We start from the raw sequence: 26,533 nt of genomic DNA, 5'->3' as shown, positions 1-26,533 counted from the left end.
GGCGGGAGACCTCTGCCCGCGGCAGCGATCGGTGACAGCCGCTTCCGTCCCCGCAGGCGCACGCCCGAGGCGCCTGCGAGTCGAACAGTGGCGTGGGGGCCCCCCCCCCCCCCCCCCCCCGGGGGGGGGGGCGCCCCCCCGCCCCCCCCCCCCCCCCCCCCCGCCGCTCCTGTCAGTGGCAGCCGATAGCCTGGCGTACGTCAAAGATCACCGTCCACGGACCGCAACCATCGATTGAGGATCCCGACGGCGATCAGCCAGGTCCGCGAGAGCGGCGGCGGTTCAGCCGCGAAGGGGTGCACGTGCGCGTACTGGGGGTGGACCCGGGACTGACCCGTTGCGGGGTCGGCGTCGTCGAAGGGGTCGCGGGCAGACCGCTCACCATGATCGGGGTCGGCGTCGTCCGTACGTCCGCCGACGCCGACCTCGGCCACCGCCTCGTCGCCGTCGAGCAGGGCATCGAGCAGTGGCTGGACGAGTACCGGCCTCAGTACGTCGCCGTGGAACGCGTCTTCAGCCAGCACAACGTCCGTACGGTGATGGGCACCGCCCAGGCCAGCGCCGTCGCCATCCTGTGCGCGTCCCGGCGGGGCATCCCGGTCGCCCTGCACACCCCCAGCGAGGTCAAGGCCGCCGTCACCGGCAGCGGACGCGCCGACAAGGCGCAGGTCGGTGCCATGGTCACCCGCCTGCTGCGGCTCGCCGCGCCGCCCAGGCCCGCCGACGCGGCGGACGCCCTCGCGCTCGCCATCTGCCACATCTGGCGCGCTCCCGCGCAGAACCGCCTCCAGCAGGCCGTGGCCCTGCACACCTCGAAAGCCCCGCGGACCCCCAAGGCCCCGCCCGCACCGAAAGGCCGTACGGCATGATCGCCTTCGTCAGCGGCACGGTCGCCGCCCTCGCCCCCGACACCGCGGTGGTCGAGGTCGGCGGCGTCGGCATGGCCGTCCAGTGCACGCCGAACACGCTCTCCACCCTCCGCCTCGGCAAGCCCGCCAAGCTCGCCACCTCGCTCGTCGTGCGCGAGGACTCGCTCACTCTGTACGGCTTCGCCGACGACGACGAGCGCCAGGTCTTCGTACTGCTCCAGACGGCCAGTGGCGTCGGCCCCCGGCTGGCCCAGGCCATGCTCGCCGTGCACAGCCCCGACGCCCTGCGCAGAGCCGTCTCCACCGGCGACGAGAAGGCGCTCACCGCCGTCCCCGGCATCGGCAAGAAGGGCGCGCAGAAGCTGCTCCTGGAACTGAGGGACCGCCTCGGCGAGCCGCTCGGGGCGCCCGCCGTCGGCGCGCCGGTCAGCACCGGCTGGCGCGACCAGCTGCACGCGGCCCTGATCGGCCTCGGGTACGCGACCCGCGAGGCCGACGAGGCCGTCTCCGCCGTGACACCCCAGGCCGAGGCCGCCGCGGGGACGCCCCAGGTGGGGCAGCTGCTGAAGGCGGCCCTGCAGACACTGAACCGCGCCCGATAGCCCGTACCGAGAGCCGAGGCACACCTGATGAACTGGGACGACACGACCGACACGGACGCCGCGGGCGAACGGCTGGTGGGTGCGTCCGCCGACGGCGAGGAGCAGGCCGTTGAGGCCGCCCTGCGCCCCAAGGACCTGGGCGAGTTCATCGGCCAGGAGAAGGTCCGCGAGCAGCTCGACCTCGTGCTGCGCGCCGCACGCGCGCGCGGCGCGACCGCCGACCACGTGCTGCTCTCCGGCGCTCCCGGCCTGGGCAAGACCACCCTCTCGATGATCATCGCGGCCGAGATGGAAGCCCCCATCCGCATCACCTCCGGCCCCGCCATCCAGCACGCCGGCGACCTCGCGGCGATCCTCTCCTCCCTCCAGGAGGGCGAGGTCCTCTTCCTCGACGAGATCCACCGCATGTCGCGGCCCGCCGAGGAGATGCTCTACATGGCGATGGAGGACTTCCGCGTCGACGTCATCGTCGGCAAGGGCCCCGGCGCCACCGCCATCCCCCTGGAGCTGCCGCCCTTCACCCTGGTCGGCGCCACCACGCGCGCGGGACTGCTGCCGCCCCCGCTGCGCGACCGCTTCGGCTTCACCGCGCACATGGAGTTCTACGGACCGGCCGAACTGGAACGCGTCATCCACCGCTCGGCGGGTCTGCTCGACGTGGAGATCGACACCGTCGGCGCCGCCGAGATCGCCGGCCGCTCCCGCGGCACACCCCGCATCGCCAACCGTCTGCTGCGCCGGGTCCGTGACTACGCCCAGGTCAAGTCCGACGGTCGGATCACCCAGGAGACCGCCGCGGCGGCCCTCGCGGTCTACGAGGTCGACGAGCGGGGCCTGGACCGCCTGGACCGGGGTGTGCTGGAGGCCCTCCTCAAGCTGTTCGGCGGCGGGCCCGTGGGCCTGTCCACGCTCGCCGTCGCCGTGGGGGAGGAGCGTGAGACAGTGGAAGAGGTCGCCGAACCCTTCCTCGTACGGGAGGGCCTGCTCGCCCGCACCCCACGCGGACGGGTGGCGACCCCCGCCGCATGGGCGCATCTCGGCCTCACCCCGCCGCGTTCGCAGAGTTCGGGAAACGGACAACGGGACTTGTTCGGGGCGTGACGATCCCGTCACGAAGAGGACATTCGCCGGAGCAGGAACCCCGGTGCCACGCTGAGCGTTGTTCCATGCGCGCGGACTCGCTTAGACTCCGCCGATGCCGTCCTTGTCGGCGGCGCACACACCCCCAACCATCAGGCCGCTCACCATCGCGGTCGTGTGAAGGAAGTACCGACCCGTGAGTCTCGTGACCCTCCTCCCGTTCATCGTGCTCATCGGGGCCATGTTCCTGATGACGCGGTCGGCGAAGAAGAAGCAGCAGCAGGCCGCCGACATGCGGAACCAGATGCAGCCCGGTTCGGGCGTCCGCACCATCGGGGGCATGTACGCCACGGTCAAGGAGGTCAGCGAGGACACGGTCCTCCTCGACGCCGGTCCGGGCGTCGAGCTGCTCTTCGCCAAGAACTCCATCGGTGCTGTCCTGACCGACGAGGAGTACAACCGCATCGTCCACGGCATCGAGCACGACCTGAAGTCCGATGCCGACGTCGTCCCGGACGACGCCTCCTCCCTCACCGAAACCGACGCCTCCGCCGCCGACGCCGCCGTCTCCTCCGACGACCGGCCCGTCGACCTCGGCAAGAAGGACGCGGACGACGAGCCGGCCGACGAGCCGACCGCCGACGCCGCGCCCGCCGAGGCGAAGACGGACGAGCAGGCGAAGAAGTCCGACGGCGGTTCCGACGCGAAGTAGCCGCGCCCCGGTGGGCGCGGGCCGTGCCCGCGCCCACCGTGTGCCGCGCGGCGGCTCGCACGGATGCCGACACCAGGTGATGGCCGCCGGTGACGCCTACCCGGCGCGAAGCGGCACGAGAGGGAGTACACAAAGGTGGCAGCACTTAAAAAGGGAAACAACGCGAGCGCCCAGAGTAAGCCCGGGCGCTCGCTGGCCCTGATCGTGATCGCCATCGTGGCGCTCACGGGAGGCATGTTCGCCTCCGGACACACGACTCCGCGTCTCGGCATCGACCTGGCCGGCGGCACGAGCATCACGCTCCGGGCCGTGCCGGAGGCCGGCCAGGAGTCGGCGATCAACAAGACGAACATGGCCACGGCCGTCGAGATCATGGAACGCCGTGTCAACGGGCTCGGTGTCCAGGAGTCCGAGGTTCAGACCCAGGGCGACCGGAACATCATCGTCAACATCCCCAAGGGGACGGACTCCGAGGAAGCCCGGGAGCAGGTGGGCACGACGGCGAAGCTCTACTTCCGCCCGGTCCTCACCACCGAGCTGTCCGGCCCCGCCGCGACGGGCAGCCCCTCGCCGAGCGCCACCGGTGGCGCCACCGACAAGGCCACCGACGGGGCGACCGACAAGGCCACGGACAAGGGCGAGGCGAGTTCGTCGCCGTCCGGCTCCCCCTCGGCGAGCGCCACCACCCAGGGCCGCGCCCTCACCGACGCCCTGAAGGCCGACCCCAGTCCCTCCGCCACGGCACCCGGCGACGCGTCGCCTCCCCCGAGCGCCCCCGCGAACGACGCCGACAGCGAACTCCAGGCCCAGTACGCGGCACTGGACTGCACCGACGAGGCGGCGCGGGCCAAGGTCGGCGAAGGGGCGAAGCCGAGCGACTCGACGCTCGCCTGCGGTCAGAACGCGCAGGGTCAGTGGCAGAAGTACATCCTCGGCCCCGCAGCGGTCGACGGTACGGACGTCGACGAGTCCGAGGCCGTCTACAACACGCAGACCGCCGCCGGCTGGACCGTCACGATGAAGTTCACGGACGGTGGCGCCAAGAAGTTCGCCGACATCACCGGCAAGCTCGCGCAGAACCAGTCCCCGCAGAACCAGTTCGCCATCGTCCTGGACAACGAGGTCGTCTCCGACCCGTACGTGAGCCAGACGCTCACCGGCGGCAACGCGGAGATCTCCGGCAATTTCGACCAGGAAGAGGCCCAGGGCCTCGCCAACATGCTGTCCTACGGCGCCCTGCCGCTGACCTTCGAGGAGGACAGCGTCACCACCGTCACCGCCGCGCTCGGCGGTGAGCAGCTCGAAGCAGGCCTCATCGCAGGCGCGATCGGCCTCGCTCTGGTCATCCTCTACCTGCTGGTCTACTACCGCGGTCTGTCGTTCATCGCCATCGCCTCGCTGTTCGTCTCCGCGGGCCTCACGTACGTGATCATGTCGCTCCTCGGTCCGGCCATCGGCTTCGCGCTGAACCTGCCGGCCGTGTGCGGTGCCATCGTCGCCATCGGCATCACCGCGGACTCGTTCATCGTCTACTTCGAACGCGTCCGCGACGAGATCCGCGAGGGCCGGTCGCTGCGTCCCGCGGTCGAGCGGGGCTGGCCGCGCGCCCGGCGGACCATCCTGGTCTCCGACTTCGTCTCCTTCCTCGCCGCCGCGGTGCTCTTCGCCGTCACGGTCGGCAAGGTGCAGGGCTTCGCGTTCACCCTGGGTCTGACCACGCTGCTCGACGTGGTGGTGGTGTTCCTCTTCACCAAGCCGCTGCTGACGCTGATGGCCCGGCGCAAGTTCTTCGCGAGCGGTCACAAGTGGTCCGGTCTCGATCCGAAGAGCCTGGGTGCCAAGCCGCCGCTGCGCCGCACCCGCCGCCCCGCCCGTCCCGCCGGCCACGTCGACCCGAAGGAGGCGTGAGATGGGGAAGCTCGGCAACCTCGGCGCCCGACTGCACCACGGTGAGATCGGTTACGACTTCGTCAAGAACCGCAAGCTCTGGTACGGCATCTCCATCCTCATCACCATCACGGCCATCGTCGGCCTGGCGGTGCGCGGCCTGCACATGGGCATCGAGTTCCAGGGCGGCGCGGTCTTCACCACCCCGAAGAACATGAGCGCCTCGGTCTCCCAGGCCGAGACCTACGCGGAAGAGGCCTCCGGCCACGACGCGATCGTCCAGAAGCTCGGCGACGGCAGCCTCCGCATCCAGATCTCGGGCACCGACACCGCCAAGTCGGACCAGATCAAGGGCCAGCTCTCGAAGGACCTGGACGTCCCGGCGGAGAAGATCAACGCCGACCTGGTCGGCCCCAGCTGGGGCGACCAGATCGCGAACAAGGCCTGGCAGGGCCTGGGGATCTTCATGGTCCTCGTGGTGATCTACCTGGCGATCGCGTTCGAGTGGCGCATGGCGGCCGCCGCGTTCATCGCCCTGGTCCACGACATCACCATCACCGTCGGTATCTACGCCCTCGTCGGCTTCGAGGTCACACCGGGCACGGTGATCGGTCTGCTGACCATTCTCGGATACTCGCTCTACGACACGGTCGTCGTCTTCGACAGTCTCAAGGAGCAGACCAAGGACATCACGAAACAGACCCGCTGGACCTACGCCGAGATCGCCAACCGGTCGATCAACAGCACCCTGGTCCGCTCCATCAACACCACGGTGGTCGCGCTGCTGCCGGTGGGCGGTCTGCTGTTCATCGGTGGCGGTGTCCTCGGCGCCGGCATGCTCAACGACATCTCGCTGTCGCTGTTCGTCGGTCTCGCCGCGGGCGCGTACTCGTCGATCTTCATCGCCACGCCGCTGGTCGCCGACCTCAAGGAGGCCGAGCCGCAGATGAAGGCGCTCAAGAAGCGCGTCCTCGCCAAGCGTGCCCAGGCCGCGGCGAAGGGCGAGCCGGCGGAGTCCGCCGTCGACGAGGAGCGATACGCCGACGACGAGGCCGACGAGGTCGACGAGGTCGACGACGCGGCCCCCGCGGTCGTCGGCCCCCGCAACCAGCCCGCGTCCCGTACCAGGGGCCGCGGCCGACCCTCGGGGAAGCGCCGATGACCGGGACGACCGACATCACGCGGCTGCTGCTCAGCCGCATCCGGGACGTGGCCGACTACCCGGAGCCCGGAGTGGTGTTCAAGGACATCACCCCACTCCTGGCCGACCCGGCCGCGTTCACCGCCCTGACCGACGCGCTCGCCGAGGTCGCCGAGCACACCGGCGCCACCAAGATCGTCGGCCTGGAGGCCCGCGGCTTCATCCTCGGCGCCCCGGTGGCCCTGCGGGCGGGCCTGGGCTTCATCCCCGTACGCAAGGCGGGCAAGCTCCCCGGAGCCACCCTCAGCCAGGCGTACCACCTGGAGTACGGCTCGGCCGAGATCGAGGTGCACGCCGAGGACCTGGCCGTCGGCGACCGGGTGCTGGTCGTCGACGACGTCCTCGCCACCGGCGGCACCGCCGAGGCCTCGCTGGAGCTCATCCGCCGGGCCGGCGCCGAGGTCGCCGGGCTCGCCGTCCTGATGGAGCTGGGCTTTCTCGGCGGGAGGGCCCGTCTGGAGCCGGCTCTGGCCGGGGCACCGCTGAAGGCGCTGCTCACGGTCTGACAGCTCTCGTCGCACAGCGGAGGCGGGCCCGGAGGAATCCGGCGCCCGCCTCAGGCGTTTCCCGGGTTGACGGCCCTCACAGTGGCCTGAAGGCGATCCTGGGGTGCAGGATCGCTACCATGGGGTTTCCGGAGCCTGACCGGGGGACCCGGATCGCGCACGAGGAGTCCTCTTGCCAGACGAGGCCCAGCCACTGACCGCCGCAAAGCCCGAGTCCGCCTCGGCGCCCGCGGCGAAGCCCGCACCGAGCGCGCCGCAGGCGAAGAACGACACGCGCGGGCCGATCCAGAACGCTCCGGCCGCGCCCGTCGACAAGCCGGCCGAGCGGCAGCCGCGCCCGGAGGCGATCCCGCCCGAGCGCGACCGGAACGCGCCCGTCGTCCGCACGCCGTCCGGCCAGCCCGCCCGCTCCGGCTCCTCCAACCGCGTCCGCGCCCGCCTGGCCCGCCTCGGCGTGCAGCGCGCCAACCCGTACAACCCGGTTCTGGAGCCGCTGCTGCGGATAGTGCGCGGCAACGACCCCAAGATCGAGACGGCGACCCTGCGCCAGATCGAGCGCGCCTACCAGGTCGCCGAACGCTGGCACCGCGGCCAGAAGCGCAAGAGCGGCGACCCGTACATCACGCACCCGCTCGCCGTCACCACCATCCTCGCCGAGCTCGGCATGGACCCGGCCACGCTGATGGCCGGGCTGCTGCACGACACCGTCGAGGACACCGAGTACGGCCTGGAGGACCTGCGCCGCGACTTCGGCGACGTGGTCACCCTCCTCGTCGACGGCGTCACCAAGCTCGACAAGGTCAAGTTCGGTGAGGCCGCGCAGGCCGAGACCGTCCGCAAGATGGTCGTCGCCATGGCCAAGGACCCCCGCGTCCTGGTCATCAAGCTCGCCGACCGCCTGCACAACATGCGCACCATGCGCTACCTCAAGCGCGAGAAGCAGGAGAAGAAGGCCCGCGAGACCCTCGAGATCTACGCGCCGCTGGCCCATCGCCTCGGCATGAACACCATCAAGTGGGAGCTGGAGGACCTCGCCTTCGCGATCCTCTACCCCAAGATGTACGACGAGATCGTCCGCCTGGTCGCCGAGCGCGCTCCCAAGCGCGACGAGTACCTCGCCGTCGTCACCGACGAGGTCCAGCAGGACCTGCGCTCGGCCCGCATCAAGGCGACCGTCACCGGCCGCCCCAAGCACTACTACAGCGTCTACCAGAAGATGATCGTCCGCGGCCGTGACTTCGCGGAGATCTACGACCTGGTGGGCATCCGCGTCCTCGTGGACACCGTCCGCGACTGCTACGCGGCGCTCGGCACCGTGCACGCGCGATGGAACCCGGTCCCCGGCCGGTTCAAGGACTACATCGCGATGCCCAAGTTCAACATGTACCAGTCGCTGCACACGACGGTCATCGGGCCCAACGGCAAGCCGGTCGAGCTGCAGATCCGCACCTTCGACATGCACCGCCGCGCCGAGTACGGCATCGCCGCGCACTGGAAGTACAAGCAGGAGGCCGTCGCCGGCGCCTCCAAGGTCCGCACCGACGCGCCCAGGTCGTCCGGCAAGGGCAAGGACGACCACCTCAACGACATGGCGTGGCTGCGGCAGTTGCTGGACTGGCAGAAGGAGACCGAGGACCCGGGGGAGTTCCTGGAGTCCCTGCGCTTCGACCTCTCCCGCAACGAGGTCTTCGTCTTCACCCCCAAGGGCGACGTCATAGCGCTGCCCGCGAGCGCCACCCCCGTCGACTTCGCGTACGCGGTGCACACCGAGGTCGGCCACCGCACCATAGGAGCACGGGTCAACGGCCGACTCGTCCCGCTGGAGTCCATCCTGGACAACGGCGACCTGGTGGAGGTCTTCACCTCCAAGGCGGCCGGCGCGGGCCCCTCCCGCGACTGGCTCGGCTTCGTGAAGTCGCCGCGCGCCCGCAACAAGATCCGCGCCTGGTTCTCCAAGGAGCGCCGCGACGAGGCGATCGAACAGGGCAAGGACTCCATCGTCCGCGCCATGCGCAAGCAGAACCTGCCGATCCAGCGCATCCTGACCGGCGACTCCCTGGTCACGCTCGCCCACGAGATGCGCTACTCGGACATCTCCGCGCTGTACGCGGCGATCGGCGAGGGCCATGTCTCCGCGCAGAACATCGTGCAGAAGCTGGTGCAGGCGCTCGGCGGGGAGGAGGCCGCCACCGAGGAGATCGACGAGTCGGTCCCGCCGGCCCGCGGCCGCAAACGCAGGACCAACGCCGACCCGGGCGTCGTGGTCAAGGGCGTCGAGGACGTGTGGATCAAGCTGGCCCGCTGCTGTACGCCCGTTCCCGGCGACCCCATCATCGGCTTCGTCACCCGGGGCAGCGGCGTATCCGTTCACCGCAGCGACTGTGTGAACGTGGACTCGCTCTCCCGTGAGCCCGAGCGCATCCTCGAGGTCGAGTGGGCCCCCAGCCAGTCCTCCGTCTTCCTGGTCGCCATCCAGGTCGAGGCGCTGGACCGCTCCCGGCTGCTGTCGGACGTCACGCGCGTGCTGTCCGACCAGCACGTCAACATCCTCTCCGCGGCCGTCCAGACCTCCCGCGACCGCGTCGCCACCTCCCGCTTCACCTTCGAGATGGGCGACCCCAAGCACCTGGGGCACGTCCTGAAGGCCGTACGGGGCGTGGAGGGCGTGTACGACGTGTACCGGGTGACGTCGGCCCGCAGGCCCTCGTAGCGGCCCGCACAGACGCAGCGGCCCGCACCGGCTCCCGTGGTGCGGCGCCGCACGGGCGCACACGAAAGGGGCTCCCCGTACGACGCGTACGGGGGAGCCCCTTTCATGCGTGGGCGTGGGCGGGTGTTCAGCCGCCGAACTCGTGCAGGCCCTTCAGCGCCTGGTCCAGCAGCGCCTGCCGGCCCTCCAGCTCACGCGCCAGCTTGTCGGCCTTGGCGTTGTTGCCCTGGGCGCGTGCCTGCTCGATCTGGGAGCGCAGTTTGTCCACGGCGGCCTGGAGCTGACCGGTCAGCCCCGCGGCACGCGCGCGTGCCTCCGGGTTGGTCCGGCGCCACTCGGTCTCCTCGACCTCCTGGAGTGCCCGCTCGACCGCGTGCATCCGGCCCTCGACCTTCGGCCGGGCGTCGCGCGGCACGTGGCCGATGGCCTCCCAGCGCTCGTTCACCGAGCGGAACGCGGCGCGGGCCGCCTTCAGGTCGGTGACCGGCAGGAGCTTCTCGGCCTCCCCGGCCAGCTCCTCCTTGAGCTTGAGGTTCTCCGTCTGCTCGGCGTCCCGCTCGGCGAAGACCGAGCTGCGGGCGGCGAAGAACACGTCCTGGGCGCCGCGGAAGCGGTTCCACAGGTCGTCCTCGTGCTCGCGCTGGGCGCGGCCGGCGGCCTTCCACTCGGACATCAGGTCGCGGTAGCGGGCGGCCGTCGGCCCCCAGTCCGTCGACTTCGACAGCGCCTCGGCCTCGCCGACCAGCCGTTCCTTGGTGCGGCGGGCTTCCTCGCGCTGCGCGTCCAGCTGCGCGAAGTGCTGCTTGCGGCGCTTGGAGAACGCCGAGCGGGCGTGCGAGAAGCGGTGCCACAGCTCGTCGTCGGACTTGCGGTCCAGACGCGGCAGCCCCTTCCAGGTGTCCACCAGGGACCGCAGCCGCTCACCGGCCGCCCGCCACTGGTCGGACGCCGCCAGCTCCTCGGCCTCGGCGACCAGCGCCTCCTTGGCGCCGCGCGCCTCGTCGGACTGCTTCGCCCGCTGGGCCTTGCGCTCCTCGCGGCGCGTCTCCACCAGCGCGACGAGCTTGTCCAGCCGGGCCCGCAGCGCCTCCAGGTCGCCCACCGCGTGGTGCGCGTCGACCTGCTCCCGCAGGTGCTCCACGGCGGCCATGGCGTCCTTCGCCGACAGGTCGGTGGTCTTCACCCGCTTTTCGAGGAGGCCGATCTCGACAACCAGGCCTTCGTACTTGCGTTCGAAATAGGCCAGCGCCTCCTCGGGGGAGCCTGCCTGCCAGGAGCCGACGACCTTCTCGCCGTCGGCCGTACGCACGTACACGGTCCCCGTCTCGTCGACGCGGCCCCACGGGTCGCTGCTCACAGCGCCTCCTCCACATGATGCCGACGGAGGGCTTCGCTACCCCCGGGCATCGTCCACAGTTTCGTCACGGCCAACATAGGCGACCGGCGGGGGGCCTGTCCGCATCCCGCGCGACCGAACTTCGCTGATGAGGGTCAGGATTTCGTGACGGTGGCCTTGTCGATCACGACCGTCGCGTTGGGTGCTCCGTCGCCCGCACCGGTGCTCTCGCCGACGGCGGCGATCTTCTTCAGCACCGTCATCCCCTCGTCCGAGATGGTGCCGAACGGCGTGTAGCTGGGGGGCAACGGGCTGTTCTGGTACACGAGGAAGAACTGGCTGCCGCCGGAGTCCGGCTGGCCGGTGTTCGCCATCGCGATCGTGCCCGCCGGGTACGTGTTCTCCTTCAGGCTCTCGTCCTTCAGGTTCTCGTCCGGGATGTTGTAGCCGGGACCGCCGTTGCCCTGGCCCGTCGGGTCCCCGCACTGGAGCACGTAGATCCCGTTGGTGGTCAGCCGGTGGCACGGCGTGTGGTCGAAGAAGCCCTTGCCGGCCAGGAAGCCGAACGAGTTGACGGTGTGCGGCGCCGCCTTCGCCTTCAGCGCGATGTCGATGTCGCCGCAGGTCGTGGCCAACTTCATCGTGTACTTCGCCGACTTGTCGATGGTCATCGCAGGTTCCTTCTCCCAGGTCTGCGTCTTGACCTTGCCCTCGGCCGGCTTCTCGCACGGGTCCTTCGGCGGCTCACTGCTCGCCGCGGCGCTCGGGGTGACCTCCGCGCCCGCGTTCGTCTTGCTGTCGTCGTCGTCCCCGAGGACCACGCCGGTCGTGTACAGCGCGACACTGCCGATCAGAATCACGCCGAGCACCGACGCGATCGCGGCGTTGCGCATGCGCGCCTTGCGTCGCGCGGAGGTACGTCGCTGCTGCTGCCGCAAGAACTTCTCCCGGGCGAGCTGACGCCGCCGCTGCTCCTGGGTGACCACCGGGTTCTCTCCTCATGCGTCTTCGTGTGCCGACCGGTACGCGTGGGTGCGATGAGCCGACCGTGGGCGTGTAGCCCCGTACCGTATATGGGTTCGCTGAGGAATCGGCACCGCCGGTAGGCTCTGACCATGGGCGCGGCCCGTTCGCAAGCCCACCCGAACCGACACAAACGAAGGACGATCGTGCTCATTGCCGGGTTCCCCGCCGGGGCCTGGGGGACGAACTGTTATCTCGTCGCCCCCGCCGCCGGTGAGGAGTGCGTGATCATCGACCCTGGCCATCAGGCGGCCCCGGGAGTCGAGGAAGCGATCAGGAAGCATCGGCTCAAGCCCGTCGCCGTCGTCCTCACCCACGGCCACATCGACCATGTGGCCTCGGTCGTCCCGGTCTGCGGCGCACACGACGTGCCGGCCTGGATCCACCCCGACGACCGCTTCATGATGAGCGACCCCGAGAAGGGGATCGGCCGCACCATCGGCATGCCGCTCATGGGCGAGCTGACCGTCGGGGAGCCGGACGACGTCAGGGAGCTGACCGACGGCGCGAAGCTCGAGCTGGCGGGGATGGAACTGACCGTCGCGCACGCCCCGGGCCATACCAAGGGGTCGGTGACCTTCGGCCTGCCCGAGGCGGCGGACATCCCGCCGGTCATGTTCTCGGGCGACCTGCTGTTCGCCGGCTCCATCGGACGTACCGACTTCCCCGGTGGCTCCATGGACGACATGCTCGAATCGCTGGCACGCGTGTGCCTGCCGCTCGACGACTCGACCGTGGTGCTGTCCGGACACGGCCCCCAGACGACCATCGGCCAGGAGCGCGCCACCAACCCGTATCTGCGGCAGGTGGCGGCGGGCCGCCAGGAAAACGGCGCCCCCGAGGCTCCCCGACGAGGAATGTGACGAGAGACCTTCCGTGAGCACCTTCAAGGCCCCCAAGGGCACGTACGACCTGCTGCCGCCCGACTCCGCGAAGTTCCTGGCGGTCCGCGAGGCGATCGCCGCCCCCCTGCGCAACTCCGGTTACGGCTACATCGAGACGCCCGGTTTCGAGAACGTCGAGCTCTTCGCGCGCGGTGTCGGCGAGTCGACCGACATCGTGACCAAGGAGATGTACGTCTTCGAGACCAAGGGCGGCGACCGGCTCGCCCTGCGCCCGGAGACGACGGCCCCCGTGCTGCGCGCGGTCCTGGAGGCCAACCTGCACAAGGCGGGCAACCTGCCGGTGAAGGTCTGGTACTCGGGCTCGCAGTACCGCTACGAGCGCCCCCAGAAGGGCCGTTACCGTCACTTCTCCCAGGTCGGCGCCGAGGCGATCGGCGCCGAGGACCCGGCGCTGGACGCCGAACTGATCATCCTCGCCGACCAGTCGTACCGCGCGCTGGGCCTGCGCGACTTCCGCATCCTGCTCAACAGCCTCGGCGACCAGGAGTGCCGCCCCGTCTACCGGGACGCCCTGCAGGACTTCCTGCGCGGCCTGGACCTGGACGAGGAGACGCTGCGCCGCGCGGAGATCAACCCGCTGCGTGTCCTGGACGACAAGCGCCAGGACGTGCAGAAGCAGCTCACCGGCGCCCCGCTGCTGCGCGACTACCTGTGCGACGCCTGCAAGGCGTACCACGAGGAGGTGCGCGAGCTGATCACGGCGGCGGGCGTGGTCTTCGAGGACGACCCGAAGCTGGTGCGCGGCCTGGACTACTACACCCGCACGACCTTCGAGTTCGTCCACGACGGACTGGGCTCCCAGTCCGCGGTCGGCGGCGGCGGCCGCTACGACGGACTGTCCGAGATGATCGGCGGCCCGTCCCTGCCGTCCGTGGGCTGGGCCCTCGGTGTCGACCGCACCGTCCTCGCCCTGGAGGCGGAGGGCATCGAACTGGATATTCCGTCCGCCACCTCCGTCTTCGCCGTCCCGCTCGGCGAGGAGGCCCGGCGGATCCTGTTCGCCAAGGTCACCGAGCTGCGCAAGAACGGCGTCGCCGCCGACTTCTCCTACGGCGGCAAGGGCCTCAAGGCCGCGATGAAGGCGGCCAACCGCTCCGGTGCCCGCTACGCCCTGGTCCTGGGCGAGCGCGATCTGGCCGAGGGCGTCGTCCAGCTCAAGGACATGGAGTCCGGCGAGCAGGCGGCGATCGGCGTCAACGAGATCGTGGCGGAGCTGGAGTCGAGGCTCGGCTAGCGGGCCTTCCGGCAGGTCCCGTCGGCTCCGGGGGCGCGCGTGTTCGTTCACGTGTGCCCCCGGGGAACGGGAATCGGCCGGAACACAACCCTCCGGAGCGACCACCGGTGCGTTCTTATGTTCATCGAACGGTGGTCATACGGGTCCGTGCGGCACAATGGCCCTGCCCGAAGCAGGTCGGACTCAAGTGACGGAATCGGCGTGATGAGCAAGACGACAGTGAAGGACGTCTCCACCGTGGCAGAGCCCGCGCCGGGACCCACCGCCGGAGCATCGCGCGCCGAGGGCGGCAGCCGTGCCCTCGCCCTGCTGCTGGTGATCACGGGCGCGGCCGGAGTGCTCGCCGCGTGGGTCATCACGCTCGACAAGTTCAAGCTGCTCGAGGCCAAGGTCGCGGGTACGACGTTCACGCCCGGGTGCAGTCTCAACCCCGTCGTCTCCTGCGGCAGCGTCATGGAGAGCGACCAGGCGGCCGTCTTCGGCTTCCCCAACCCGATGCTGGGCCTGGTCACCTACGGCATCGTCGTCTGCGCCGGGATGAGCCTGCTCGCCGGGGCGCGCTTCCCGCGCTGGTACTGGCTCACCTTCAACGCCGGCTGCCTGTTCGGTGTCGGGTTCGTCACCTGGCTGCAGTTCGAGTCCCTGTACCGGATCAACGCGCTGTGCCTGTGGTGCTGCCTGGCCTGGGTCGCCACGATCCTGATGTTCTGGTACGTGACGTCCTTCAACGTCCGCAAGGGATTCCTGCCCGCGCCGGGCTGGCTCAAGGGCTTCTTCGGCGAGTTCACCTGGGTGCTGCCGGTGGTGCACATCGGCATCATCGGCATGCTGGTCCTGACCCGCTGGTGGGACTTCTGGACCAGCTGACGGACAGGCCGGCGGGAGCGGGTCGACGAGGGCCCCCGGTCACCGCGCCCGCCGTGTTGTCAGTGCCGTGCTGTGCCCTCTGGGGATGACCCCCGGACCCCCCGGTAGGGTGCAACCGTGGAGCCCGATCTGTTCACCGCCGCAGCCGAAGAACGCCAGGAGAAGGACCCGACCGGCAGCCCCCTCGCCGTGCGGATGCGCCCGCGCACGCTCGACGAGGTCGTCGGCCAGCAGCACCTGCTCAAGCCCGGATCCCCCCTGCGCCGCCTGGTCGGCGAGGGCGGCTCCGGCCCCGCCGGCCCCTCCTCGGTCATCCTCTGGGGCCCGCCGGGCACCGGCAAGACCACCCTGGCGTACGTCGTCTCCAAGGCCACCAACAAGCGCTTCGTGGAGCTGTCCGCGATCACCGCGGGCGTCAAGGAGGTCCGCGCGGTCATCGACGGCGCCCGCCGCGCGGTCGGAGGGTACGGCAAGGAGACCGTCCTCTTCCTCGACGAGATCCACCGCTTCAGCAAGGCCCAGCAGGACTCCCTGCTCCCGGCCGTCGAGAACCGCTGGGTCACCCTGATCGCCGCCACCACCGAGAACCCGTACTTCTCGATCATCTCCCCCCTGCTCTCCCGCTCCCTCCTGCTCACCCTCGAACCCCTCACCGACGACGACGTCCGCGCCCTGACCCGCCGGGCCCTGACCGACGAGCGGGGCCTGGGAGAGGCCGTCGGCCTGGCCGAGGACACCGAGGAGCACCTGCTGCGCATCGCCGGCGGCGACGCCCGCCGTGCCCTGACCGCGCTGGAGGCCGCCGCCGGGGCCGCGCTGGACAAGGGCGAGACGGAGATCGGCCTGACCACGCTGGAGGAGACGGTCGACCGCGCCGCGGTGAAGTACGACCGCGACGGCGACCAGCACTACGACGTCGCCAGCGCCCTGATCAAGTCCATCCGCGGCTCCGACGTGGACGCCGCCCTCCACTACCTGGCCCGGATGATCGAGGCCGGCGAGGACCCCCGCTTCATCGCCCGCCGCCTGATGATCTCCGCCAGCGAGGACATCGGCCTGGCCGACCCGAACGCCCTGCCGATCGCCGTCGCCGCCGCCCAGGCCGTCGCCATGATCGGCTTCCCCGAGGCGGGCCTCACCCTCAGCCACGCCACCATCGCCCTGGCCCTCGCCCCCAAGTCCAACGCCGCGACCACCGCCATCGGCGCCGCCCTGGACGACGTACGCAAGGGCCACGCCGGACCGGTCCCCCCGCACCTGCGCGACAGCCACTACAAGGGCGCGGGCAAACTCGGCCACGGGCAGGGATACGTGTACCCGCACGACCTGCCGGAGGGCATCGCCGCCCAGCAGTACGCCCCGGACGAGCTGAGGGACCGCGCGTACTACACCCCGACCCGGCACGGCGCCGAGGCCAGATACGCGGACGCGGTGGAGTGGACCCGCGGGCACCTCGGTCGCAAGCGGTCCTGAGCAGCCTGTAGAATCCACCGGAGCGCCGAGTCCCGTGCAGTCAGAACGGGACAACCGGCCGGAACCCCCAGCGGGTTCCAGGAGCGTCGCGCACCGTCGACAGGTGTCGCGGGCAGCCCACCACCACCCGGAGCTCCGGGAGCGGTCGGTGGGCCACTCGCGTGCTGCACGTATGTGCCCAGACCAGGGAGCGGCTGCCCGGCAGGTCCCACGCGGACCAGGCGGGTTTCCCCGGCTGCGGATTGCGACCTCCCTCAACCCTGACAAGCCGGAAACCAGGAAAGAGACACAGACAGTGGCGAACCAGCCCCGTCCCAAGGTCAAGAAGTCGCGTGCCCTCGGCATCGCGCTGACCCCGAAGGCCGTCAAGTACTTCGAGGCCCGCCCCTACCCGCCGGGTGAGCACGGCCGCGGCCGCAAGCAGAACTCGGACTACAAGGTCCGTCTGCTCGAGAAGCAGCGTCTGCGCGCGCAGTACGACCTCAGCGAGCGTCAGCTCGTCCGCGCCTACGAGCGTGCCTCCAAGACCAACATGAAGACCGGCGAGGCCCTGGTCATCGAGCTGGAGCGTCGCCTCGACGCGCTGGTCCTGCGTTCGGGCATCGCCCGCACGATCTACCAGGCCCGCCAGATGGTCGTCCACGGCCACATCCAGGTCAACGGCCAGAAGGTCGACAAGCCGTCCTTCCGTGTCCGTCCGGACGACGTCGTGCAGGTGCGCGAGCGCTCCAAGGAGAAGACGCTCTTCACGATCGCCCGTGAAGGCGGCTTCGCCCCCGACGGCGAGACCCCGCGCTACCTCCAGGTGAACCTGAAGGCCCTGGCCTTCCGCCTGGACCGCGACCCGAACCGCAAGGAAATCCCGGTCATCTGCGACGAGCAGCTCGTCGTCGAGTACTACGCCCGCTGATCCCAGCAGACGCCGCTTCGGCAAGGCGCGGTACCTCCGCGGTACCTCAGCCCGCCGTCTCTCCGCCCTTCCGGGTGGGCGAGGCGGCGGGTTTCGCCGTCCGCGCGCCCGCCGTGGCACGCCGCCCGGCCCCGCGCGGCGCCGGCAGCGAGGCCGGCACCCCGGGCCGCCGCAGCGCCCGCGACACCGCTTCCCCGCGGCCCAGCCGTGCCCCGTGCCGTACGCACTCCTCGTACCGCTCGTCGCCCAGCTGCTCCCGGGCCGCCGCCTCGCACAGCTCGTGCGGCGCGTTGTAGTGCGCCGAGCCGAACAACGGCAGCCCCACCGACGGCCACATCCGCCCCGCCGCGCCCTGCAGCACCGCGGCCTCCGCCGCGTCGCCGTCCGCCACCGTGACCAGGGCCAGCAGCTCCACCGCCAGCACCGAGCCGAGCTGGTCCCGGAACCGGTGGGCACTGGCCAGGCAGTCGGCCAGCAACTCGCGGGCGCGGCCCGGCTCACCCTCGCTCCAGGCCGCGTAGGCCAGCACATACAGGGCGTAGCCCCGGGTCCAGCGCTCGCCGTGGTCCTCGCACACCTGCCGGACGTCCTCGCACAGGCGCACCGCGTCCGGCATGTCACCCTGGAACGCACGCGTCATCGCCAGTTCCACCTGGCCCATCAGAACGTTGCTGTTGAGCTCGCCGATCTCCCGGTAGCGCCGCAACGCGGAACGCAGCAGTGTCTCCGCGCGCGGCATGTCGTCCGTGACCAGGGCCAGACAGCCGGTGCGGTGCTCCGCGTACGCCACCGCCGTGGGATTGGCCGACAGCTCGGCCTCCTCCCGGCACTCCTGGAGCGCCGCCAGCGCGGGCACCATGTCGCCCTGCAGGATCGCCACGTAGGCGAGCACCCACAGCGCCTTCAGCCGGGACTGCTCGCCCGCCGTGCGTTCCGGGTCCAGCCGCACCGCCTGCTCCAGCCAGCGCCGCCCCTCCGAGAGCCGTCCGCAGCCGACCCAGTGGAACCACAGGGCACCCGCCAGATACTGGCCCAGGTGCGCCTCGTCGGGCTCGGTCAGGCAGTGCTCCAGGGCGCTGCGCAGATTCGGCAGCTCCGCGTCCACCCGCGCGGTGACCTGGTGCTGGCGCGGCGAGAACCACTCCAGCTCGCACCAGGTCGCCAGACCCACATACCAGTCCCGGTGCCGCCGCCGCAGCCGCGCCGCGTCGCCGGTCGCCTCCAGCCAGTCGGCGCCGTACGCCCGCACCGTGTCGAGCATCCGGTAGCGCACCCCTGCCGGGGTCTCCTCGCGGGTCAGCACGGACTGCGCGAGCAGCGCGGAGACCACGTCGAGCACGTCGTCGGCCGGCAGCCCGTCGCCGCTGCACACGTACTCGGCGGCCTCCAGGTCGAACGGCCCCGCGAACACCGACAGCCGTGCCCACAGCAGCCGCTCCGGCGGTGTGCACAGCTCGTGGCTCCAGCCGATCGCCGTACGCAGTGTCCGGTGCCGGGGCAGCGCGGTGCGGTCCCCGCCGGTCAGCAGGCGGAAGCGGTCGTCCAGCCGTTGCAGCACCTGCCCCGGCGACAGCGCGCCCAGCCGCCCCGCCGCCAGCTCGATCGCCAGCGGGATCCCGTCCAGGCGCCGGCACAGCTCCCGTACCTCCCCGTGCCCCTCGTCCAGGTCGGCGTCGTACCCGTACGACAGGTGCCGCTGCCCCGCCCGGACGGTCAGCAGCTCCACCGCCTCCTCCGAACTCAGCGGCGCCAGCGGAAGCAGTTGCTCCCCGGCCACGCCCAGCGGTCTGCGTCCGACCGACAGGACCCGCAGCCCCGGGACGCGGCCCAGCAGGTCGGCCACCAGCGCGGCACAGGCGTCCACCACGTGCTCGATCCCGTCGAGGACCAGGAGCAGTTCCCGCTCGGCGAGGTGTGCGAGCAGCGTCTCGCGCGGCAGCCGTCTCGTGTGGTCGGTCAGGCCCAGCGCCTCCACGACCGCGTAGTCGACGAACTCCGCGTCGCGCACCGGCGCCAGTTCCACCCGCCACACCCCGTCCCGAGGTGCGCGCCGTCCGGCCGCCCGCGCCGCCAGCCGCGACTTCCCGACCCCGCCGGTACCGGTCACGGTCACCAGTCGCCCGGAGCCCAGCGCCCGGGCCAGCTCCGCGAGTTCCGTCGCTCTGCCCACGAAGGTGTCGAGCTCCAGCGGGAGGTTGCCCTGCGGGATGCCGTCGCGCCGATGGTCTCGCATGAAACACGGAGCGTACTGAACCGAATTCACTCCGTACAATCGCTTCCCGGGACTTCACCGCGTCGCGCCGCGCGCGGACGGTAATCCGGTACGGAGCCCCGCGCCCGGCGCGATAGGCTCGGTGCACGACTTTCCCGATGTTCAGGCACGTCTTTCAGGGAGCGGGTGCACAGTGTCCGGTGGCGAGGTGGCCGGAATCCTGGTGGCCGTCTTCTGGGCGATCCTGGTCTCCTTCCTCGCCGTCGCACTGGCGAGGCTGGCCCAGACGCTCAGGGCGACCACCAAGCTCGTGGCGGACGTCACCGACCAGGCCGTCCCGCTGCTGTCCGACGCCTCCTCGGCGGTGCGCTCCGCGCAGACCCAGATCGACCGGGTCGACGCGATCGCCTCCGACGTCCAGGAGGTCACGTCGAACGCCTCCGCGCTCTCCACCACCGTGGCCTCGACCTTCGGCGGCCCCCTGGTCAAGGTCGCCGCGTTCGGCTACGGCGTACGGCGGGCACTCGGCGGTCGCAAGGAGGGCGAGCCCGCGGGCCCGGCCAAGCAGCCGCGGCGTACCGTGATCGTCGGCCGTACGATCCCGGGCGCGCGGCGGACGAAGCGGAAGAAGGACTGATCCAGCGATGTTCCGCCGTACGTTCTGGTTCGGCACCGGCGTCGCCGCCGGTGTGTGGGCCACCACCAAGGTCAACCGGAAGCTCAGGCAGCTGACCCCCGAGAGTCTCGCCGCGACCGCGGCCAACAAGGCGCTCGACGCGGGCACCCGGCTCAAGGAGCGCGCGGTGGGTTTCGCGGTCGACGTGCGCGACAACATGGCCCAGCGGGAGGCCGAGCTGGACGACGCGCTCGGGCTGAAGGCCCCCGTCGACGGTGAACTCCCCGCACCCCGGCGGTACACCGCCATCGAGAACCGCAGCAACCCGACGTACGTCGACAGGACGACGTACTCGTACAACCGGAATGAGGACCACTGATGGAGTCGGCCGAGATTCGTCGCCGCTGGTTGAGCTTCTTCGAGGAGCGCGGTCACACCGTCGTCCCTTCGGCGTCGCTCATCGCGGACGACCCGACTCTGCTGCTGGTCCCGGCCGGCATGGTGCCCTTCAAGCCCTACTTCCTGGGTGAGGTCAAGCCGCCCTTCGACCGCGCCACGAGCGTGCAGAAGTGTGTGCGCACGCCGGACATCGAAGAGGTCGGCAAGACCACGCGGCACGGCACGTTCTTCCAGATGTGCGGCAACTTCTCCTTCGGGGACTACTTCAAGGAAGGCGCCATCAAGTACGCCTGGGAGCTGCTCACCAGCCCCCAGGACAAGGGCGGTTACGGCCTCGACCCCGAGCGCCTGTGGATCACCGTGTACAAGGACGACGACGAGGCCGAGCGCATCTGGCACGACGTCGTAGGCGTCCCCTCCGAGCGCATCCAGCGCCTCGGCAAGAAGGACAACTACTGGTCCATGGGCGTCCCCGGCCCCTGCGGCCCGTGCTCCGAGATCAACTACGACCGCGGCCCCGAGTTCGGCGTCGAGGGCGGCCCCGCCGTCAACGACGAGCGGTACGTGGAGATCTGGAACCTCGTCTTCATGCAGTACGAGCGGGGCGAGGGCATCGGCAAGGAGGACTTCGAGATCCTCGGGGACCTGCCGAGCCAGAACATCGACACGGGTCTCGGCCTGGAGCGGCTCGCCATGATTCTGCAGGGCGTGCAGAACATGTACGAGATCGACACCTCCATGGCCGTCATCAGGAAGGCCACCGAGCTGACCGGCGTGGCCTACGGCGACGCCCACGCCTCGGACGTCTCCCTGCGCGTGGTCACCGACCACATGCGCACCTCCGTCATGCTCATCGGCGACGGCGTCACCCCCGGCAACGAGGGCCGCGGCTACGTACTGCGCCGCATCATGCGTCGCGCCGTCCGCAACATGCGGCTGCTCGGTGCCACCGGTCCGGTCGTCAAGGACCTGGTCGACGTCGTGATCGCGATGATGGGGCAGCAGTACCCCGAGCTGATCACCGACCGCGAGCGGATCGAGAAGGTGGCCCTCGCCGAGGAGAACGCCTTCCTGAAGACGCTGAAGGCCGGCACCAACATCCTCGACACCGCCGTCAGCGACACCAAGGCCACCGGCGGCACCGTCCTCGCCGGCGACAAGGCCTTCCTGCTCCACGACACCTGGGGCTTCCCGATCGACCTCACCCTGGAGATGGCCGCCGAGCAGGGGCTGTCCGTGGACGAGGACGGCTTCCGGCGCCTGATGAAGGAGCAGCGGGAGCGCGCCAAGGCCGACGCCCAGGCCAAGAAGACCGGCCACGCCGGTACCGGCGCCTACCGCGAGATCGCCGACAAGGCCGGTGCCACCGACTTCGTCGGCTACAGCGACACCGAGAGCGAGTCCCGGATCGTCGGCATCCTCGTCGACGGCGTCTCCTCCCCGGCCGCCACCGAGGGCGACGAGGTCGAGATCGTCCTCGACCGCACCCCGTTCTACGCCGAGGGCGGCGGCCAGATCGGCGACACCGGCCGGATCAGGGTCGACACCGGTGCCGTCATCGAGATCCGCGACTGCCAGAAGCCGGTGCCGGGCGTGTACGTCCACAAGGGCGTCGTCCAGGTCGGTGAGGTCACCGTCGGTGCCAAGGCCCTGGCCTCCATCGACGACCGGCGCCGCACGGCCATCGCCCGCGCCCACTCGGCCACCCACCTCACCCACCAGGCCCTGCGCGACGCCCTCGGCCCGACGGCCGCCCAGGCCGGTTCCGAGAACCAGCCCGGCCGCTTCCGCTTCGACTTCGGCTCGCCGTCCGCCGTGCCGACGGTCGTGATGACCGATGTCGAGCAGAAGATCAACGAGGTGCTCGCCCGCGACCTCGACGTGCGCGCCGACGTCATGGGCATCGACGAGGCCAAGAAGCAGGGCGCCATCGCCGAGTTCGGCGAGAAGTACGGCGAGCGCGTGCGTGTCGTGACCATCGGCGACTTCTCCAAGGAGCTGTGCGGCGGCACCCACGTGCACAACACCGCCCAGCTCGGCCTGGTCAAGCTGCTCGGCGAGTCGTCCATCGGCTCCGGTGTGCGCCGTATCGAGGCCTTGGTCGGCGTGGACGCCTACAACTTCCTCGCCCGTGAGCACACGGTCGTCGCCCAGCTCCAGGAGCTGATCAAGGGCCGCCCGGAGGAGCTTCCGGAGAAGGTCTCCGCCATGCTCGGCAAGCTCAAGGACGCCGAGAAGGAGATCGAGAAGTTCCGCGCCGAGAAGGTCCTCCAGGCCGCCGGCTCGCTCGCCGACTCCGCCAAGGACGTGCGCGGCGTGGCCCTGGTGACCGGGCAGGTGCCGGACGGCACCACCGCCGACGACCTGCGCAGGCTGGTCCTCGACGTGCGCGGCCGCATCCAGGGCGGCCGGGCCGCGGTCGTCGCCCTGTTCACCACGGTGAACGGCAAGCCCCTCACCGTCATCGCCACCAACGAGGCCGCCCGCGAGCGCGGTCTCAAGGCCGGTGACCTGGTGCGCTCCGCCGCCAAGACGCTCGGCGGTGGCGGTGGCGGCAAGCCGGACGTCGCCCAGGGCGGCGGCCAGAACCCGGCCGCCATCGGTGACGCCGTCGACGCCGTCGAGCGGCTCGTGGCGGACACTGCCAAGTGAGCGACTCGACGAACGGCCGGATCGACGGCCCGACACAGGGGCAGGCGGGGGGCCGGGCGGACGACCGGCCCCAGGGCCCGGTCATGCGCCGCGGCCGCCGGCTGGCGATCGACGTCGGGGACGCCCGTATCGGGGTCGCCTCCTGCGACCCCGACGGAATCCTCGCCACGCCGGTGGAGACCGTCCCCGGACGCGACATCCCGGCGGCCCACCGCCGCCTGCGGCAGCTGGTCGAGGAGTACGAACCGATCGAGGTCGTCGTCGGTCTCCCTCGCTCCCTCAAGGGGGGCGAGGGCCCGGCCGCGGTCAAGGTCAGGGGCTTCGCACAGGAACTGGCCCGCGGTATCGCGCCGTTGCCGGTCAGGCTCGTCGACGAGCGGATGACGACGGTGTCCGCCAGTCAGGGACTGCGCGCCTCGGGAGTGAAGTCGAAGAAGGGCCGTTCCGTCATCGACCAGGCAGCCGCTGTGATCATTCTCCAGCAGGCACTTGAATCCGAACGGGTGTCAGGCAGGGCACCTGGTGAGGGCGTCGAAGCGGTCGTCTGATCGCGGTACGGTAACGTTCCGCGCGATGCGGAGGCATTCGAACAGCCACCGCACAGCAAGAGGCGGAACGGAAGACGGCCCTCCATGACAGGCCGCGTGGACCCGTCGCCTCGCGGCTCTAGGGGATCGATGACTGAGTATGGCCGGGGCCCAGGCTCCGAACCGTGGCATCCGGAGGACCCGTTGTACGGGGACGGCGGATGGGGCGGACAGCAGGCCCACGCGGGTCAGCAGTCCCCCTACGGCGGCCAGCCGCAGCAGTATCCGGAGCAGTCGCAGTCGCAGCAGTACGGCGACTGGGGCAACGGTGGCCAGCCCGCCCATGGTCAGCAGCCGCAGTACGACCAGTACGGTCAGCAGCACCCCGAGCCGCAGTACAGCCAGAATCCGCAGTACGACCAGTACGGTCAGCAGCACCCCGAGCCGCAGTACAGCCAGAACCCGCAGTACGACGAGTACGGCCGGCAGCAGTACGACCAGAGGTACGCGGCCCAGGGACAGCCCCAGCAGGGCTACGACAACGGTGGCTGGGACACCGGAGCGAATCCCCACGCGCAGTACCCCGCCGACCCGTCGGATCCCTACGGCCAGCAGGCCGCCTACGGGCCCGAGCAGCCCGACCTCTACGGCACCCCGGAGGCGTACCCGCCCCCGGAACCGCCGAGCCGTCGGCGCGCCGAGCCCGAACCGCGGAGCACCGACTGGGACCCGGGCCCCGACGAGGGGGAACACGCCTTCTTCGCGGGCGGCGACGCCGACGAGGAAGAGGGCGGCGGCGAGGGCGACAGGGAGCGGGGCGACCGCAAGAGCCGAGGCGGCAAACCCAAGAAGGGCCGCAGCGGAGTCGCGTGCCTCGTGGTCTGCCTGGTGCTGGGCGGCGGCGTGGCGGGGATCGGGTATTTCGGCTTCCAGTTCTACCAGGATCGTTTCGGCGCGGCCCCGGACTACTCGGGTGAGGGCAACGGCGAGCAGGTGACCGTCGCCATCCCCAAGGGCGCGGGCGGCTCGGTCATCGGCCAGGAGCTCAAGCGGAAGGGCGTGGTGAAGAGCGTCGACGCCTTCATCGCCGCTCAGCAGAGCAACCCCCAGGGCAAGAGCATCCAGGACGGCGTGTACACGCTGGAGAAGGAGATGTCGGCCGAGAGCGCCATCGAGATGCTGCTCGATCCCAAGAGCCGCAGCAACCTGATCATCTCCGAGGGCAAACGCAACGCCAACATCTACAAGGACATCGACAAGCGCCTCGAACTGGACGAGGGCACCACCGCCAAGGTCGCCAAGGCCGAGTGGAAGAACCTCGGCCTGCCCGACTGGGCGATGAACCACGAGAACGTCAAGGACCCGCTGGAGGGCTTCCTCTACCCGTCGAGCTACTCGGCGGCCAAGGGCCAGAAGCCCGAGGAAGTGCTGAAGCAGATGGTGGCGCGGGCCACCGAGCGGTACGAGGAGATCGGCCTGGAGGCCAAGGCGGAAGGCCTCGGCCTCGACGGACCGTGGCAGCTGCTCACCGTGGCGAGTCTGGTGCAGGCGGAGGGCAAGACGCACGACGACTTCCGCATGATGTCCGAAGTCGTCTACAACCGGCTCAAGCCCACCAACACCGAGACCAACCAGGAACTGCAGTTCGACTCGACCTTCAACTACCTGATGGGTCAGAGCAAGATCCACATCAGTGAGTCCGAGATCAACAGCAATCCGGACCTGTACAACACCTATACCAACAAGGGGCTGCCGCCCGGACCCATCGGCAACCCCGGCGAAGACGCCCTGAAGGCGGCGCTCGATCCCACGAACGACGGCTGGATGTACTTCGTGGCGACCGACGGCGTCAGCAAGACGGAGTTCGCCAAGACGCACGACGAGTTCCTGAAGCTGAAGGACAAGTTCGATGCCAGCTCGGGCAACTGACCGTCGCCGGGCAGCCGTCCTCGGCTCCCCGATCGCCCACTCCCTCTCCCCGGTCCTGCACCGCACCGCCTACGCGGAGCTGGGCCTGGAGGGCTGGACGTACGACCGCTTCGACGTCGACGAGGAGGCGCTGCCCGGCTTCTTCGGGCAGCTGGGTCCCGAGTGGGCCGGGCTCTCGCTGACCATGCCGCTCAAGCGGGCGGTCATCCCCCTGCTCGACGGGATCAGCGAGACGGCGGCCTCCGTCGACGCGGTGAACACCGTGGTCCTCACCGAGGACGGCCGCAGGACGGGTGACAACACCGACATCCCTGGCATGGTCGACGCCCTGCGCGAGCACGGCGTCGAGAAGGTCGAGACCGCGGCCGTCCTCGGCGCCGGCGCCACCGCCTCCTCCGCGCTGGCCGCGCTGGCCCGTATCTGCACCGGCGAGATCGCCGTCTACGTACGCAGCCGGGCGCGCGCCGCCGAGATGCGGGGCTGGGCCGAGCGGCTGGACGTCGACGTGCGCGTCGCGGACTGGGCGGACGCCGAGGAGGCGCTGCGCGTCCCGCTGGTGGTGGCCACCACCCCGGCCGGTACCACGGACGCCCTCGCCGCCGCCGTCCCGGAGATGCCCGCGACCCTCTTCGACGTGCTCTACGACCCTTGGCCGACCGCACTGGCCGCCCGCTGGTCGGCGTACGGCGGCGCCGTCGTCGGCGGACTCGACCTGCTGCTCCACCAGGCGGTGCTCCAGGTGGAGCAGATGACGGGCCGGTCTCCGGCCCCGCTCGCCGCCATGCGAACGGCCGGGGAGCGAGTCCTCGCGGACCGCTAGCCCCCCTCGGCCCCGGCAGGTGGGCCCCGGGTGTCCGCCTGCGTCCGCGCACCCGTCCGCCAG

At 70.7% G+C, this 26,533-nt stretch carries 22 protein-coding genes; 19 read left to right on the top strand and 3 right to left on the bottom strand.

What is annotated here, in order from left to right; translation table 11 throughout:
• Positions 1-302 precede the first annotated feature (302 nt).
• The 8 genes from ruvC (at position 303) to relA (ending at position 9,567) form a co-directional block, all read left to right on the top strand.
• Complete coding sequence (ruvC, locus tag ACH4NX_RS31930; RefSeq protein ID WP_351394250.1) at positions 303-869, top strand: crossover junction endodeoxyribonuclease RuvC; 567 nt, start codon at positions 303-305, stop codon at positions 867-869.
• Positions 866-1,471, top strand: a complete 606-nt coding sequence (gene ruvA / locus ACH4NX_RS31925) for a Holliday junction branch migration protein RuvA (RefSeq protein ID WP_351394253.1) — start codon at positions 866-868, stop codon at positions 1,469-1,471. The genes ruvC and ruvA overlap by 4 nt, the downstream gene beginning before the upstream one ends.
• A 27-nt stretch (positions 1,472-1,498) precedes the next feature.
• Positions 1,499-2,572 (top strand): Holliday junction branch migration DNA helicase RuvB, encoded by a 1,074-nt coding sequence (gene ruvB, locus ACH4NX_RS31920; protein WP_351394256.1) that lies wholly within the window; start codon positions 1,499-1,501, stop codon positions 2,570-2,572.
• 175 nt (positions 2,573-2,747) lie between these two features.
• A complete protein-coding gene (yajC, locus tag ACH4NX_RS31915) occupies positions 2,748-3,263 on the top strand; it encodes a preprotein translocase subunit YajC (RefSeq protein WP_351394259.1) in 516 nt (171 codons plus the stop codon).
• A gap of 135 nt (positions 3,264-3,398) precedes the next feature.
• The gene (gene secD, locus ACH4NX_RS31910) at positions 3,399-5,171 is read left to right on the top strand and encodes a protein translocase subunit SecD (RefSeq protein WP_351394262.1); all 1,773 of its coding nucleotides are present in this window, start codon (positions 3,399-3,401) and stop codon (positions 5,169-5,171) included.
• Position 5,172: 1 nt separating this feature from the next.
• Positions 5,173-6,312, top strand: coding sequence for a protein translocase subunit SecF (secF, locus tag ACH4NX_RS31905; protein ID WP_351394265.1), 1,140 nt, complete (start codon positions 5,173-5,175; stop codon positions 6,310-6,312).
• Positions 6,309-6,857 carry an adenine phosphoribosyltransferase gene (locus ACH4NX_RS31900; protein ID WP_398128387.1) on the top strand — a complete coding sequence of 183 codons (549 nt, stop codon included), beginning with the start codon at positions 6,309-6,311 and terminating at the stop codon, positions 6,855-6,857. The genes secF and ACH4NX_RS31900 overlap by 4 nt, the downstream gene beginning before the upstream one ends.
• 172 nt (positions 6,858-7,029) lie before the next feature.
• Positions 7,030-9,567 (top strand): GTP pyrophosphokinase, encoded by a 2,538-nt coding sequence (gene relA / locus ACH4NX_RS31895; RefSeq protein ID WP_398128386.1) that lies wholly within the window; start codon positions 7,030-7,032, stop codon positions 9,565-9,567.
• A gap of 127 nt (positions 9,568-9,694) precedes the next feature.
• On the opposite strand, the gene ACH4NX_RS31890 is transcribed toward relA, so the two are convergent.
• Both ACH4NX_RS31890 and ACH4NX_RS31885 read right to left on the bottom strand, forming a co-directional pair.
• Complete coding sequence (locus ACH4NX_RS31890; RefSeq protein ID WP_351394274.1) at positions 9,695-10,924, bottom strand: DUF349 domain-containing protein; 1,230 nt, start codon at positions 10,922-10,924, stop codon at positions 9,695-9,697.
• A gap of 134 nt (positions 10,925-11,058) precedes the next feature.
• Complete coding sequence (locus ACH4NX_RS31885; RefSeq protein WP_351394277.1) at positions 11,059-11,889, bottom strand: peptidylprolyl isomerase; 831 nt, start codon at positions 11,887-11,889, stop codon at positions 11,059-11,061.
• A gap of 183 nt (positions 11,890-12,072) precedes the next feature.
• Here ACH4NX_RS31885 and ACH4NX_RS31880 point away from each other — a divergent pair, with 183 nt between their 5' ends.
• The 5 genes from ACH4NX_RS31880 (at position 12,073) to rpsD (ending at position 17,315) form a co-directional block, all read left to right on the top strand.
• A complete protein-coding gene (locus ACH4NX_RS31880; RefSeq protein WP_351394279.1) occupies positions 12,073-12,789 on the top strand; it encodes an MBL fold metallo-hydrolase in 717 nt (238 codons plus the stop codon).
• A gap of 13 nt (positions 12,790-12,802) precedes the next feature.
• On the top strand, positions 12,803-14,065 hold the full coding sequence (gene hisS / locus ACH4NX_RS31875; RefSeq protein WP_398128385.1) for a histidine--tRNA ligase: 1,263 nt from the start codon (positions 12,803-12,805) through the stop codon (positions 14,063-14,065).
• Positions 14,066-14,269: 204 nt separating this feature from the next.
• Positions 14,270-14,932, top strand: coding sequence for a vitamin K epoxide reductase family protein (locus ACH4NX_RS31870; RefSeq protein ID WP_351394285.1), 663 nt, complete (start codon positions 14,270-14,272; stop codon positions 14,930-14,932).
• Positions 14,933-15,049: 117 nt separating this feature from the next.
• Complete coding sequence (locus ACH4NX_RS31865) at positions 15,050-16,405, top strand: replication-associated recombination protein A (RefSeq protein ID WP_398128384.1); 1,356 nt, start codon at positions 15,050-15,052, stop codon at positions 16,403-16,405.
• A gap of 295 nt (positions 16,406-16,700) precedes the next feature.
• Positions 16,701-17,315, top strand: coding sequence for a 30S ribosomal protein S4 (gene rpsD / locus ACH4NX_RS31860; protein WP_279566393.1), 615 nt, complete (start codon positions 16,701-16,703; stop codon positions 17,313-17,315).
• A gap of 46 nt (positions 17,316-17,361) precedes the next feature.
• Here rpsD and ACH4NX_RS31855 read toward each other — a convergent pair whose 3' ends face one another.
• Positions 17,362-19,548 (bottom strand): regulator, encoded by a 2,187-nt coding sequence (locus ACH4NX_RS31855; RefSeq protein WP_351394292.1) that lies wholly within the window; start codon positions 19,546-19,548, stop codon positions 17,362-17,364.
• 172 nt (positions 19,549-19,720) lie between these two features.
• Between ACH4NX_RS31855 and ACH4NX_RS31850 the strand changes: the two genes are divergently transcribed.
• From ACH4NX_RS31850 to ACH4NX_RS31825, 6 genes are all read left to right on the top strand, one after another.
• Entirely contained in the window at positions 19,721-20,164 is a 444-nt protein-coding gene (locus ACH4NX_RS31850) for a DUF948 domain-containing protein (RefSeq protein ID WP_351394294.1), read from the top strand.
• Between the two features lie 7 nt (positions 20,165-20,171).
• Complete coding sequence (locus ACH4NX_RS31845) at positions 20,172-20,522, top strand: hypothetical protein (protein WP_351394297.1); 351 nt, start codon at positions 20,172-20,174, stop codon at positions 20,520-20,522.
• Entirely contained in the window at positions 20,522-23,194 is a 2,673-nt protein-coding gene (gene alaS / locus ACH4NX_RS31840; RefSeq protein ID WP_351394300.1) for an alanine--tRNA ligase, read from the top strand. Before ACH4NX_RS31845 ends, alaS begins: the two co-directional genes overlap by 1 nt.
• 83 nt (positions 23,195-23,277) lie before the next feature.
• A complete protein-coding gene (gene ruvX / locus ACH4NX_RS31835) occupies positions 23,278-23,742 on the top strand; it encodes a Holliday junction resolvase RuvX (RefSeq protein WP_351394517.1) in 465 nt (154 codons plus the stop codon).
• A 129-nt stretch (positions 23,743-23,871) separates the two neighbouring features.
• Entirely contained in the window at positions 23,872-25,650 is a 1,779-nt protein-coding gene (mltG, locus tag ACH4NX_RS31830; RefSeq protein WP_398128383.1) for an endolytic transglycosylase MltG, read from the top strand.
• Positions 25,631-26,470, top strand: coding sequence for a shikimate dehydrogenase (locus ACH4NX_RS31825; protein ID WP_398128382.1), 840 nt, complete (start codon positions 25,631-25,633; stop codon positions 26,468-26,470). Before mltG ends, ACH4NX_RS31825 begins: the two co-directional genes overlap by 20 nt.
• Positions 26,471-26,533 lie beyond the last annotated feature (63 nt).

The organism is Streptomyces sp. NPDC017225 (genome assembly GCF_044331465.1).
GTDB lineage: Bacteria > Actinomycetota > Actinomycetes > Streptomycetales > Streptomycetaceae > Streptomyces.
The sequence above is the reverse complement of the archived record's forward strand: the minus strand, read 5'-3'. Positions and strand labels throughout refer to the sequence as shown.